This window comes from Serinibacter salmoneus (assembly GCF_002563925.1).
Taxonomy (GTDB): Bacteria; Actinomycetota; Actinomycetes; order Actinomycetales; family Beutenbergiaceae; genus Serinibacter; species Serinibacter salmoneus.
Map to the genome: position 1 here is coordinate 297,328 of NZ_PDJD01000001.1, position 12,885 is coordinate 310,212.

Annotated in this window: 10 protein-coding genes; 7 read left to right on the plus strand and 3 right to left on the minus strand. The window is 72.3% G+C overall.

Features of this window, described 5'->3' with window-relative positions; translation table 11 throughout:
- Positions 1-63: 63 nt before the first annotated feature.
- Positions 64-1,470 (minus strand): dicarboxylate/amino acid:cation symporter, encoded by a 1,407-nt coding sequence (locus tag ATL40_RS01140; RefSeq protein WP_098467935.1) that lies wholly within the window; start codon positions 1,468-1,470, stop codon positions 64-66.
- Positions 1,471-1,671: 201 nt separating this feature from the next.
- Here ATL40_RS01140 and ATL40_RS01145 point away from each other — a divergent pair, with 201 nt between their 5' ends.
- Complete coding sequence (locus tag ATL40_RS01145; RefSeq protein ID WP_098467936.1) at positions 1,672-2,661, plus strand: RNA polymerase subunit sigma-70; 990 nt, start codon at positions 1,672-1,674, stop codon at positions 2,659-2,661.
- An 88-nt stretch (positions 2,662-2,749) separates the two neighbouring features.
- Here the strand turns inward: ATL40_RS01145 and ATL40_RS01150 are convergent, their stop codons facing one another.
- Positions 2,750-3,808, minus strand: coding sequence for a CAP domain-containing protein (locus tag ATL40_RS01150; RefSeq protein WP_169925847.1), 1,059 nt, complete (start codon positions 3,806-3,808; stop codon positions 2,750-2,752).
- Positions 3,809-3,874: 66 nt separating this feature from the next.
- On the minus strand, positions 3,875-5,824 hold the full coding sequence (locus ATL40_RS01155) for a DUF4914 family protein (RefSeq protein ID WP_098467938.1): 1,950 nt from the start codon (positions 5,822-5,824) through the stop codon (positions 3,875-3,877).
- A 145-nt stretch (positions 5,825-5,969) separates the two neighbouring features.
- Between ATL40_RS01155 and ATL40_RS01160 the strand changes: the two genes are divergently transcribed.
- The 6 genes from ATL40_RS01160 (at position 5,970) to ATL40_RS01185 (ending at position 12,863) form a co-directional block, all read left to right on the plus strand.
- Complete coding sequence (locus tag ATL40_RS01160; protein WP_098467939.1) at positions 5,970-6,887, plus strand: universal stress protein; 918 nt, start codon at positions 5,970-5,972, stop codon at positions 6,885-6,887.
- 49 nt (positions 6,888-6,936) lie between these two features.
- Positions 6,937-7,992 (plus strand): zinc-dependent alcohol dehydrogenase family protein, encoded by a 1,056-nt coding sequence (locus tag ATL40_RS01165; RefSeq protein WP_098467940.1) that lies wholly within the window; start codon positions 6,937-6,939, stop codon positions 7,990-7,992.
- Positions 7,993-8,382: 390 nt separating this feature from the next.
- Positions 8,383-8,874, plus strand: coding sequence for an FMN-binding protein (locus tag ATL40_RS01170; protein WP_098467941.1), 492 nt, complete (start codon positions 8,383-8,385; stop codon positions 8,872-8,874).
- A complete protein-coding gene (locus tag ATL40_RS01175; RefSeq protein WP_098467942.1) occupies positions 8,867-9,832 on the plus strand; it encodes an FAD:protein FMN transferase in 966 nt (321 codons plus the stop codon). The genes ATL40_RS01170 and ATL40_RS01175 overlap by 8 nt, the downstream gene beginning before the upstream one ends.
- On the plus strand, positions 9,829-11,388 hold the full coding sequence (locus tag ATL40_RS01180) for an FAD-dependent oxidoreductase (protein WP_098467943.1): 1,560 nt from the start codon (positions 9,829-9,831) through the stop codon (positions 11,386-11,388). The genes ATL40_RS01175 and ATL40_RS01180 overlap by 4 nt, the downstream gene beginning before the upstream one ends.
- A gap of 170 nt (positions 11,389-11,558) precedes the next feature.
- Complete coding sequence (locus ATL40_RS01185) at positions 11,559-12,863, plus strand: MFS transporter (protein ID WP_098467944.1); 1,305 nt, start codon at positions 11,559-11,561, stop codon at positions 12,861-12,863.
- Positions 12,864-12,885: the final 22 nt, after the last annotated feature.

The window sequence follows — 12,885 nt, forward strand, 5'->3', positions numbered from 1 at the left end:
GGTGCCCCCCGAACGGCGGACGGCACCGCCCCGAGGATCGGGGCGGTGCCGTCGCCGCTGGCCTCAGCGCGAGGTGACGTCCTCACGCGGACGCTCGGCGTCCTCGCCCCGGTGTCGCTGCGCGTCGTGCGCCGCGATCTCCTGCGCCACCTCGGCGTCGTGATTCTGATCCCGGTCGTCCTCCAGGAAGAGGTTCTTGGAGGAGGCTGCGTTGTAGGTCTCCAGGTCCAGGATTCCCTCCCGCTTGGCCACGACGGTGGGCACCAGGGCCTGCCCCGCCACGTTCACGGCGGTGCGGCCCATGTCCAGGATGGAGTCGACGGCGATGAGCAGCCCGACCCCCGCCAGTGGCAGGCCGAGGGTCGACAGGGTCAGGGTGAGCATCACCACCGCCCCGGTCAGGCCCGCGGTGGCAGCGCTGCCGACCACCGAGACGAATGCGATGAGGAGGTAGTCCGTGATCGTCAGGTCGATCCCGTAGAACTGGGCCACGAAGATCGCGGCGATCGCCGGGTAGATCGCCGCGCACCCGTCCATCTTGGTGGTCGAGGCCAGCGGCACGGCGAAGGAGGCGTAACTGCGGGGGACGCCGAGGTTGCGCTCGGTCACCCGCTGCGTCACGGGCAGTGTGCCGATCGAGGAGCGGGAGACGAAGGCGAGTTGGATCGCGGGCCATGCGCCGCGGAAGTACTGCATGGGGCGTAGCCCGTTGGTGCGCAGGATCACGGGGTAGACCACGAACAGCACCAGGGCGAGGCCCACGTAGACGGCGAGGGAGAACATGCCCAGGGAGGGGATGAGGTCCCACCCGTAGGTCGCCACGGCGCGGCCGATCAGGCCGAGGGTGCCCAGCGGCGCGAGCCGGATGATCCACCACAGCACCTTCTGTACCACGCTGAGCGCGGAGGAGGCGAAGGTGAGGAACGGTTCGGCCTGCTTGCCGACCTTGAGCGCGGCCAGTCCGACCACGATGGCGATCACCACGAGCTGCAGCACGTTGAAGCTGACACCGATCTCGCCACCGCCCTCGGGTGCGCTGCCGCCCAGGCCGAGGAAGTTCGTGGGGATGAGCCCGAGGAGGAAGTCCACCCAGGAGCCACTGCGAGAGGGATCGGCGGCGAACTCGGGGTCCACCGAGGTGTTCTCGCCCGGGCGCAGCACGAGCCCGAGCGTGATGCCGATGGCCACGGAGATCAGTGCGGTGATCGCGAACCACAGCAGCGTCTGCCCGGCCAGTCGCGCCGCGTTCGTCACGTTCCGCAGGTTCGCGATGGAGGAGACGATCGCCAGCAGCACCAGCGGCGGCACGATCGCGCGCAGCAGGTCGACGAAGGAGCCGCCGATGGTGGAGAGCGTCTCGGTGAGCCAGTTCGGGTCACCGTCGGCGGTCGGACCCATGGCGCGGGCGAGGAATCCGAGGAGGAGTCCGAGGGCGAGACCCAGCACGATCTGGGTCCCGAACGAGGGCATCCGCCACCGACGGCGGGTGGGTGCAGCAGTGGTGGACGAGGGCGAGGGCACAGCGCGGCCTTCCGGATCGGGGGTGAGGGCGACGCCCACTGTGCGCCCGCCGGCCCGGTTCGCGTAGCCGACCCCCGGAATCTCACAGTGTGAGACGCCCGGGAGTGCCCCGGTCTTCCCCTTGTCGGTGGGGAGTGATTGTCTACGGGCATGACGACGACGCAACCCGCCCGGGGTGACGGGCTCCTGGAGGACCTGGCTGCCATGCGCGGGGAACTGCGCGGGTACGCCTACCGCATGCTCGCCTCCTCCAGTGACGCGGAGGATGCCGTGCAGAACGCGATGCTGCGTGCATGGCGAGCCGCGGAGAACTTCGACGGGCGCTCCAGCGCCCGCACCTGGATGTATCGGATCCTCACGAACGTGTGCCTGGACGAGATCGCGGCACGGGGCCGGCGCGCGCTGCCGGTCGACCTCGAGGCCGCGGCCTCGCCACCGGTGGTGGCCTCCCTCGGGGAGCCGCTACCGGCGGCCACCTTCGTTCAGCCGGCCCTGACCGCCTCGGTGAGCGACCCCGCCGAGGTGGCGGTCAGCCGGGACTCGGTGCGACTCGCCTTCCTCGCGGCGCTGCAGCACCTGCCCGCCACGCAGCGTGCGGTGCTGATCCTGCGAGACGTCCTGGCCTGGCGGGCCGCGGAGGTGGCGGACCTGCTCGACCTGTCGGTGGCCGCGGCGAACAGCCAGTTGCAGCGGGCCAGGGAGACGATGGTCGCGGTGCGCGAGGGCACCCGTGCCGCGCGGCCGCGCGGGAGCGAGGAGGAACAGGCGCGGGTGGTCGCCCGCTACACCGCGGCGTTCGAGCGCTACGACATGGACGCGCTCGCCGCGATGCTCGCACAGGATGCCGTGATGTCGATGCCGCCGTACCGCCTGTATCTGCAGGGCCGCCAGGACGTGCTGGCCTGGCTGACCGGCCCGGGAGCGGAATGCGAGGGTTCGCGTGTGCTGCCGGTGGACGTCAACGGTGGTGCAGGCTTCGCCCAGTACCGCCGGGACCCGGCTGGCGGCCACTTCCCGTGGGGCGTGCACGTGCTGGTGGTGCGCGACGGCGTTGTCGCTGAGGAGACCGTGTTCCTCGGCGCGGACGTCTTCGCGGCGCTCGGCCTTCCGGCGCGGCTGGAGGAGGAACCCTCCGCGTGAGGGCCGCCGCGGCGCTGGCAGGGCCTCGGGAGCAGCGCCCGTTCACGTCCCGGCTCCGGCTCGCCTGCTCAGCCCCGGGAGGACGTGTTCAGCTCGAGGGGGACCTGCTCGGCTCGGGGGCGGGCGCCGGCGCCGAGTCGCCGTGCTGCACGCCGAATTCCTGCGCGTAGTACGCGCGCCCGTCCACGCCGACCGTGACCGCGAATCCCATCTCGGTGACCTCGGGGTTGACCATGTTCTCGTAGTGATCCGGGGAGTCCACCCAACCCTGCGCCACCTGGTCCAGCGTGCGTTGACCCACGGCCACGTTCTCCAGCGCGAGGCGGTAGTCGTACCCCGCGGCATCGAACCGGGCGCCGAGGCCACCGAGTCCGTCGTGGGTCATCTCGAGGATCTCGGCCTGGTGATCGGCCTGCAGCTGCGCGGCGGCGTTGAGCTCCTCGCTCAGCGTCAGCGGCGCGAGGCCCACCGCGGCACGTTCGCCGTTGGTGAGGTCCAGGATGCGCTCGGCGCCCTCGGATCCCAGCGGGAGTGAGCCGTCGCCTGCCGTGTACGCGAGTACGGCCACGTAGACGGAACCGCCCGCCTCGTAGCCGGCCTCGGCGACGCCGACTGCGCTGAAGGCGTCATCGATGAAGATCTCACGGGTCTCCGGGTCGGTGAGCCATTCCTGGGTCGCGGTCGTGACGCGCAGCGCACCCACCGCCTGCGCCGCGTGGCTGGGGTAGCCCGCGTCGGCTACGCCGGTGGCGAGCTGATCGGAGAAGCCTGCTGCGCCGTCGGCGATGAGTTCGGCCTGCTCGGAGGCGATGGCCTCGAGGTCGGGGTCTGTGACCAGGGCCTGCGCCCCGGCCTGCGCCCGGGCGTCGTTCAGCGCCTGCACGATGGTCTCGGTCGCGGTGCGGGGTTCTGCCGTGGTGGGTGCGGGTGCGGGTGTGGGCGTGGGCGCGTCAGCGGTGCTCGCTGCGCTCGGTGTCGCTGCTTGCGCACGTGAGTCCGTGGCGTGCGGGGAGGCCGTGGCGGCAGCGGGAGCGGTGCTGCCCGTCTCCGCGGGCGGGGCGGCGGTGCAGCCCGCCGCCGCAGCCAGGATCGCAGCCAGGATCGCGGGCAGCGTGAGCGCGCCGAGCCCGGATCGCGACGTCGGCATGGGCGTCCCTCCCTCGGTGGACTGGCCCCCATTCTTCCTCATGTCGGTCGCGACCCGGGGCAGGCCTCACACGAACAGCGGCGTCAGCTCCTCGTAGTCGCTCACGTTGCCCCCGGCGATCACGGTCTCGATGATCGCCCGGCCCAGCGGATCCAGGTCGTCGGTCAGGAACTGCTCCAACTCGGAGGCGAAGAATTTCTGCAGCACCGAGGCCCCGGCGTCGTAGGACTCCTCGCCCACCTGCGACTGGAACTCCGGGCGCAGCAGGGTGGGGCGGATCGTCTGCCCGTCGATGTTGATCTCGGTGAAGGTGTACCCGAACAGCGAGCAGCGGGCGGGCTGCAGGCGGTCCCGGCGCAACCGGGCCACGCCGCGGCGGGCCAGGTACTCCCGGGTGAGCCACTCCGCGGCGAACCCCACCCGGTAGGCGCCGATGTGCTGGTTGGGGGTGAGCACGTACCGGGTGCGAGGCGCGGCGAGGATCTGGTGCAGGAGCAGGTTCGCCGAGCCCACCTTGGTGGTGGTGGAGAACGGCCAGTAGGAGCCGACTCCCTCCGCGACCAGTCCGCCGTGCTCGAGCGTCTTGCGCTGCGCCGCGGACTCCCCGATCGAGGGGTTCTTGTCACCGCGCGGGGCGATCAGCCGCCACACCCACGCCAGGGCGGGCGGCACGATGTGCGCGATCCCCATGATCCCGTAGGTCGGCTTCTCCCGGGTGCAGGCCGGCATGCGCACCCCGAAGGTGCGGATGTCCACCTCCTCGGGGGTCTCGACGATGTTCGGCACGAAGGCACGCGGCACCACCACGCGCGGGTTGGGGCAGGGCTTACCCGTGGAGTCCAGGGTGTGCTCCCAGGGCAGGATGGTGGCGCCCGGCACGCCCTGCACGTTGAAGTAGACGAGGGGCTCGGGCGGCTGGATGCAGATCCGCTCCAGGTGCGGGTCGTCGCCGTAGGCCTTGAGGCCGTCGATGCGGATGAACCAGCCGTCCTCCGCGTCCGCGATGCCCATCTTCCCGTCACCGGCGGGTAGCGCCGGGTGGCACAGCGTCATGTCGTCGGTGACCGCCTGCAGCCGCGAGGACTCCGAGAGCGTGATGATGTACGGCTCCTGGGTGACCACGTTCTCACCGAGCTGGATGCGCCCGTCCGGCAGTCGGCGCATCTCCTGGGTCATCTCCGACTTGCCGCCGCCGGAGGCGCCCTCGTGCATGATCACGGTCTGGTTGTCGTACGGGGTGGTGACGCGTACCGCGGAGGCGTGCGCGGTCAGCCACGGTGTGGCCTCGTGCTCGCCGATGTCCAGCAGCACCGAGAACACGCCCTTCTTCGCGCTCGGCCCGGGATAGAGGTTGTAGGCCCAGACCTCGTGCAGGTCCTCGCTGCGGTTGTGCACCACCACCTGCCGGCCCTCGAAGTGGGTGTGCCGGAACGGCGGGGCCACGAACATCAGGCTGCGCGGGGTGTAGGGGCCCAGCTCCTCCAGGCTCACCCAGCCCTGCAGGTCCACCAGGGCGAGGGCGAAGAACGCGGCGTTCGCGGGGACCACGGCCAGCGAGGGGTAGCCGTAGGTGAGGCCCCCGGCCTTGAAGGGCACGACGGCGAGGGGCTGGGTGGCCAGCCACGCCAGCGTCTCGTTGCGCACCGGATCGAAGGGACCGCCCTCCCGGTCGGCGTAGCGCGGCTTGTCGGTGGGGCGCTCGTCCGCGATCCGCATGCAGTCGGGGTCGCGGCGGCGGATGTAGTCCTCGGGGTAGTTGACCGCGATGCCGTTCTTGCAGCGCGCGCTCGTGGCCTCCACGATCCGGGTGCGGGTGGCGGCGGAGGCGACGTCGTAGGCCACCTCGAACGTCTCCGGGGTCGCCAGGCCGCTGCCGTCCCCGCCGAGGGCGAGATCGAGCAGCTCGGCGCGGGACGCCGGGACGATGAGACTCGGGGCGCGCTCGAGGGCGTCGCGCACCTCAGGGGGCAGCGCGACGTCGGCCAGCAGGTTCACAGCGGTGGGCGTGGTGGTCATGGGGGACTTCCTCCACATCGGGGACGTTCACGACGCTAGGGCCGGCTTGGGGTGCCGCGGGTGGGGACTTGGTCCCGAGTTTGCACGGTCGTGGCGGGGGAGGATGGGAGTGATCCGAGGCGTCGAGGCCGAAGGAGGCTGAGCGATGAGCGTCGAAGTGGTCGACCGCGTGGTCGTCGGTACGGACGGGTCCGCGAACTCCCGCCATGCGATCGAGTGGGCCGCTCAACGAGCCCTGCGCGATGGCGACCCCCTCCACCTGGTGCGGGTGAGTCCGAGCATGCCGTTGCCGACTCGCAGCGGCGTGTTCCGTGCGATGGCGCACGGAGCCGGATTCGTGGAGCGCGTTCGTGAGCGGGACGAGGACGCACTCCAGCAAGAGGTGGCACGGGTGAGGCAGGCCTTCCCTGCCGTGCAGGTCACCGGCCACCTGCACGTGGGAGATGCTCCCGAGGTGCTCTCGCAGATCGCGGCGAGTGCGCGGCTCCTGGTCCTCGGTGCCACGGGGGCCTCAGCGGTCAACCGCCTGCTGCTGGGAGGAACGGTGGCCGCGGTGATCCACCACGCCCGGGGCCCCGTGGCGGTCGTCCCGGAGTCTGCGCAGGAGAGCGGGGGAGACTCCATCGTGGTGGGCCTCGATGACTCCGCGGACGCGGACGTCGTTGCGCACGCCGCCATCGAGGAGGCGCGCGCGGCCTCGCTGCCCGTGCACGCGATCCACGCGTGGTCGATATCGGCGGCGCTGCTCAGCAGCGACGTGGCGGCGGCCGCGATCACCGAGATCGACCGATACGACGAGGAGAACCTCGCCCGGCTCATGGCGCCGGCCGAGGCCTCCGGGGTCCGGGTGACCAGCGAGGTGCGACACGAGAGGCCGGAGGACGCGCTCGTGGCGCTGTCCGCACGCGCCGCCCTCGTGGTGGTGGGAAGCCGGGGCCGTGGCGGGTTCCCGGGGCTCCTGCTGGGTTCGGTCAGCAGGTCGGTCATCGCGCGCTCGGCTGCTCCCGTGCTGGTGGCACGGGCGAGGGACTCGGTCCGCGAACCGGTGGACCGAGAGGAGTGAGGGACGCGCTCGCGGCCCTCGTGGATTGCGAGACGAAGGAGATGCGGCAATGAAGGCGCTTGTCTACCACGGTCCTGGGGCGAAGTCCTGGGACGAGGTCTCGGACCCGGTGATCAAGGAACCGACCGACGTGATCGTGAGGATGGAGACGACCACGATCTGCGGGACCGATCTGCACATCCTCAAGGGTGATGTCCCGGCGGTGACCGAGGGGCGGATCCTCGGGCACGAGGGAGTCGGCACGGTGGTGGAGGTCGGGTCCTCGGTGGCCACCCTCGAGGCGGGGGATCGGGTGATCCTCTCCTGCGTGAGCGCGTGCGGATCGTGTTCCTACTGCCACCAGGGCCTGTACTCCCACTGCCTGGCCGAGGAGGGTGCCAGTGGCACGGGCTGGATCTTCGGCCACCTCATCGACGGCACGCAGGCCGAGTACGTGAGGGTGCCGTTCGCGGACAACTCCCTGCACAAGGTGCCGGACGGCGTGAGTGACGAGGCGGCGATGATGCTCTCCGACATCCTGCCCACGGGATTCGAGATCGGCGTCCGGTACGGCCGCGTCAAGCCGGGCGACGTCGTCGCGGTGATCGGGACCGGGCCGGTCGGGCTGGCCGCCATCATGACGGCGGGGCTGTACGGGGCGTCGCGGGTCATCGCGATCGACCTCGACGACAACCGCATCGCGGCGGCGCAGGAGTTCGGCGCCAGCGACGGGGTCAACAGCGGGGTCGAGGGCTGGGAGGACCGGGTCATGGCGATGACCGACGGACTCGGCGTCGACGTCGCGATCGAGGCGGTCGGGGTGCCCACCACGTTCACCTCCTGTGCCCGTATCGTGCGGCCGGGCGGGACCATCGCGAACGTCGGCGTGCACGGGGAGTCGGTGGAGCTCCCGCTGCACGAGCTGTGGATCAAGGACATCGCGATCACCATGGGATTGGTGAGCACCTCCACCACCCCGATGCTGTTGCGGCTCGTGGCGCAGGGGAAGTTGCAGCCGGCTGCTCTGGTCACCCATAGGTTCGGATTCGATCAGATGATGGAGGCCTACGAGACCTTCTCGCGCGCCGCGCAGACGCGGGCGCTGAAGGTGGCCATCGCGCGGTGACACGCCAGTCCTGACATCGACGGCCGGTAGGGGGCGGGGTGGGCCGGCCCCCTGCTCGGGCCCACCCCCGGCCGTCGATGCCGACGGCCCCTACATCCTTCGTTCCCCCTGCGCCCCCGTCACCTGCGACCCTAGACCCAGTGAGTCGCGATTGGTATCCCTTCGATGCAGAAGTGATCCGTTTGATATCATTATGCGCGCACAAGCGCGCCGAGAGCGCTTCGTGGTCGCCTCGGCATGGCGGCGGGTGCGCGGGGGCGCTCCTGGTCGCCATGTGGCGCTCCTCACACGTGGCCTTCCTGTGTGCCGCATCGAGGTGCCTCCCAGCGTGCTCCCAGCAGTTGTGGGGAACACTAGGAAACGTCAGGTCCCCACCAGGAGGTACACCCGATGGCCAAGTCCACGGTCACCAGCCCGCTGCACCGCTCCGCGGCCGCGGCGTCGATCGTGATGGTCGGCGCCCTCGCCGGCTGCTCCTCCGGTGAGACGGGTGCCGGCGGGACCGACCAGGGTGGGTCTGCGCCGTCGGCCACCGAGTCGGCCGATGCTGCCGCGCAGGACCCCGGCGCCGCAGGCGACGAGGCCACCTACGCCGATGGCACCTACACCGCCACCGGCGGGTACATCTCCCCGAACGGCCCCGAGGAGGTCGAGGTCACCCTCACGCTCTCCTCCGGTGTGGTCGCCGAGGTGGACGTGGCCTCCCTGGCCACCAACCCGAACTCCGAGTTCTACCAGGGTGAGTTCATCGGGGGGATCGCAGACGTCGTGGTCGGCGTCCCGATCGACGAGCTCGAGGTGGACCGCGTGGCCGGCTCCTCCCTCACCTCCGGCGGCTTCAACGAGGCCGTGGAGATCATCAAGGGCGAGGCGAGTGCCTGACGCCGAGGCGGATTTCCGCACGCCGCATCGCTCACCGCTCGCGGCCCGCGCCGCCGACGACGCCATGCGCTTCGAGGCCATCGGCACCCAGTGGACGATCCTCACGCCCGAGCCCCTCCCCATGGGGGTGGAGGCGCGGATCCTGGCCGCGATCAGCGAGTTCGACCACGAGTGGTCCCGGTTCCGGGAGGACTCCCTGGTCGCGGCGCTCGGGCGCGAGGGCGGCACGGCCCCGGTCGGGCTCGACGGTGAGGCGATGCTCCGGCTGTACACCCGCCTCGCGGAGGCGACCGAGGGCGCCGTCAACCCCCTGGTCGGGGCCCGCCTGAGCCACCTCGGCTACGACGCGACCTACCGGTTGGAGCCGGCGCCCGGGGCGCCGCCGGAGGTGCCCTCGTGGAGCAACCGCTTCCAGGGCACGACGGCGCTGCTCACCCTGCCGCGCGGAACCGTGCTGGACGTGGGTGCGATCGGCAAGGGTCGACTGGTGGACATCGTGGTCGGCATCCTGCAGTACGTCGGGATCTCGGAGTTCACCGTGGACGCCGGGGGCGACATGCGCCACCGGGGCGCCTTCCACGGCGGCGACGGGTTGCGGGTCGCCCTCGAGCACCCGCTCGACTCCGAGCGCGCCGTGGGTGTGGTGACCCTGCAGGACGCGGCCATCGCCGCCTCCGCCACCAATCGACGCTCCTGGTCCGCCGGGCTGCACCATGTGCTGGACGCACGCACCGGCGCCCCCGCCCGCGGGGTGCTGGCCACCTGGGCCATTGCCCGGACGGCCATGCTCGCCGACGCCGCCTCCACGGCCGCCTTCTTCCTGCCCCCGGCCGCGGTGATGCAGGCACTGGACGGCGTGCACGCCGTGATCGTGATGCCCACCCGCGGGCCCCTGCGCGCCGCCGGTTTCGATGCGCTGCCCGAGGGCCGCGCACACAGTGGCACCCTGTTGGCGTGACCATCCTCAGCTCACTGGACCGCCTGCTCGGGCGGATCTCCATGGTGCTGTTCACCGCGGTCGTCCTCGCGCTGCTCCTCGCGGTTGCGGGGGTCCAGGCGGGGCTCGGGAGCCTGCCCTATGACTGGGCCGTGCTGCTGCCCGCTGCAGGCAGCGCCGTCGTGGGCAGCCTGCTCGGCACGATCGCGGGTGCCCTGGTCACCCGGTCCCGGCCCTACCTGCCCTCCAGTGCGGTCACGGGCCTGATCCTCACCCTCGTGATGCCCGCCACGCTCGGCTGGCAGGTGTTCCTGCTCGCCGGGGCCGCGGCCGGCGCCTCCAAGTACCTCATCGCCTGGCACGGGCGGCACCTGCTGAATCCCGCCGTCGTGGGCCTGCTCGTGATCGGCGTGACCGGGGCGGGAGTGAGCACCTGGTGGGTGGGGACCGAGCCGATGATCCTCCCGGTGCTGCTCGGCGGCCTGCTGGTGCTGTGGCGGGCGCGGCGGCTCGGGTTCGCCGCCGTCTACGCGTCGGTTGCGATCGGGCTCACCTGGTTCGGGTATGTGCTCGGGGGTGCGGAGCCCGGGGCTGCGCTGCGGTTCGCGGTGGTCTCCGCGCCCACCCTCTTCCTCGCCGCGTTCATGCTCAGCGAGCCCGTGACCAGCCCGCCGCGGGCGTGGCAACGTGCGGTGGTCGGCGCGCTGGTGGCGCTCGTGCAGGTGCTGCCGCTCTACCTGCCCGGCGGCGGGGTGGTCCTCGGCACACTGACCATCACCCCGGAGCTGGCGCTCGCCGTCGGGAACCTCGTGGCGTTCGCCTTCGGGACGCGCGCCCGGGTGCGGTTGCGGCTCGTGCGGCGGCAGGTGCGCGGCGACCTGGTCGACCTGTACTTCGCGCCCTCCCGGCCGCTGCGCGCGCTTGCGGGGCAGTACCTCGACGTGGACGTGCCGCAGGCCGGGCTGGTGGCGGATCGGCGGGGGCGACGGCGCCCGCTCAGCCTGGCCGGCGACCCCGCCGGTCCCGAGGTGCGGCTCGTGACGCGGCTGCGCGCGGCGCCGGACGCGCGGCCGAGCCCGGTGAAGCAGGCCCTGGTGAACCTCCCGCCGGCGGGGGAGATCGCGGTGCTCGGGGTGGCGGGGGAGTTCCTGGCGCCGAGGCCCGGGCGGCCTGCCCTGCTGGTGGCCGCCGGGATCGGCGTGACCCCGTTCCTGGCGATGCTCGATGCGGCGGCGGGGTCGGCGCCCTGGGGTGGTGCGGCGGGTGGCGCGCGGGACTGGGTGGTGCTGCACGCCGTCACCCGCGCCGAGGACGCACTCGCGCTGGCCGCACCGCCGCCGGCGGGGGTGCGGTGCCTGCTCGTGGTCCCACCGGAGTTGGCCGCGGCCTCGGCGACCGGCTGGGAGACCGTGGTCGGCTCGGTGTACTCGGCCGATGGCCTGCTGGCCCTGGTGCCGGACGTCGCGGCGCGGCAGGTGCTCGCCTCCGGCGCGCCGGTGCGGCTCGAGCCCCTGCGCCGCGCGCTGCGTGCCGCCGGCGCCCGCCGCGTGCGCACCGACGTCTTCCTCGGCTACTGACGCGAGGCGGTTCTGCAGGCACCGCGAGGTGGTTCTGCAGGCACCGCGAGGTGGTTCTGCAGGTACCGCGAGGTGGTTCTGCAGGTACCGCGAGGTGGTTCTGCAGGCACCGTCCGCTCCGCCCGAGATAGGGGTGGGGGTATCGGCGGGCAGGAACCTAGGATGGCGGCGTGACGCACGCCCCCGCCGACACTCGCACCCGCCTGCAGCGCCGCACCCTGATCCTGCTCTCGGTCGCGCAGATCCTCAGCGGCATCGCCGCCGGCTCCATCGTCTCGGTCGGGTCCCTGATCGCCGTCGACCTCACGGGCAGCGACGCCTGGGCCGGCTCCGTCACCACCGCCAACACCCTGGGCGCCGCGCTCGCCTCGCTGATCCTCGCCCAGCTCGCCGCCGCCCGCGGCCGCCGCCCCGCGCTGGCCGGCGGGCTCGCGATCGCGGCCCTGGGCGCCACCAGCGTGATCGCCGCAGCCGTCACCGGCCAGTTGCTGTTGCTCCTGCTCGGCGGGGCACTCATGGGCTTCGGCAGCGCCGTCAACCTGCAGGCCAGGTTCGCCGCGACCGACCTCGCCGCGCCGCGCACACGCTCGCGGGACCTGTCGATCGTGGTGTGGATGAGCACCGTCGGGGCCGTCACCGGCCCCAACCTCATCGCCTTCGCCGAGGCGATCTCGCAGGTCACCGGCCTGCCGCTGCTCGCCGCCGCCTTCGCGCCGCCGATCGCGGGGCTGCTGGCTGCCGTCGCCGTGCTCGGCATCGGCCTTCGCCCCGATCCGCTGCTGCTCTCGCGCGAGCACGAGGGCGCCCTGGATCCCGCCTGGTCAGCTGCGTCAACGCCCCAGCCCGTGCCCGACGGCGCAGCCTCCTCCCGAGGCCGGTTCACCGGCCTGAGCCGCTCCTTCGCCGCCCTGCGGGGCCACCCGCGCGCGTTGGCGGCGCTCATCGCGATCCTCGCCGCACACGCCGTGATGGTCGCCGTGATGTCGATGACCCCGGTGCACATGGAGCACCACGGCGCCACCCTCCAACTCGTCGGGCTCACCGTGAGCCTGCACATCGCCGGGATGTACGCCCTCGCGCCGGTGATGGGCCTGCTCGCGGACCGCCTGGGGCCACCCGCCGTGCTGGTGGGCGGCCTGGCCGTGCTGATCCTCGCCGTCGCCCTCTCCGGGGCCTCCGGGGCGAACGCCGCGCTGACCACCGCCGGCCTGATCCTGCTCGGCCTGGGCTGGTCGGCCGCCACGGTTGCGGGTGCCGCGATGATCGCCGCCTCGGTGACCGGCCCGGAGCGGGTCGCGGTGCAGGGCCTGGCGGACTCCCTGATGTCCCTGGCCGGGGCGGCGGGTGGGGCGCTCGCGGGGGTGGGCCTCGCCGTCGTGGGCTACGGCGGGCTGAACGCCGCCGGGGGAGCGGTGGCCGCCCTGGCGATCGTGGCCGTGCTGGCGGTGCTTCGCCGCCCCCGAGTTGCCCCGTGATACCCCTGGGGGTATAGTCCTG

Coding starts and splice junctions, on each gene's coding strand:
- ATL40_RS01140 (WP_098467935.1), bottom strand. CDS start 1,470: ATGCCCTCGTTCGGGACCCAGATCGTGCTGGGTCTCGCCCTCGGACTC.
- ATL40_RS01145 (WP_098467936.1), top strand. CDS start 1,672: ATGACGACGACGCAACCCGCCCGGGGTGACGGGCTCCTGGAGGACCTG.
- ATL40_RS01150 (WP_169925847.1), bottom strand. CDS start 3,808: ATGCCGACGTCGCGATCCGGGCTCGGCGCGCTCACGCTGCCCGCGATC.
- ATL40_RS01155 (WP_098467938.1), bottom strand. CDS start 5,824: ATGACCACCACGCCCACCGCTGTGAACCTGCTGGCCGACGTCGCGCTG.
- ATL40_RS01160 (WP_098467939.1), top strand. CDS start 5,970: ATGAGCGTCGAAGTGGTCGACCGCGTGGTCGTCGGTACGGACGGGTCC.
- ATL40_RS01165 (WP_098467940.1), top strand. CDS start 6,937: ATGAAGGCGCTTGTCTACCACGGTCCTGGGGCGAAGTCCTGGGACGAG.
- ATL40_RS01170 (WP_098467941.1), top strand. CDS start 8,383: ATGGCCAAGTCCACGGTCACCAGCCCGCTGCACCGCTCCGCGGCCGCG.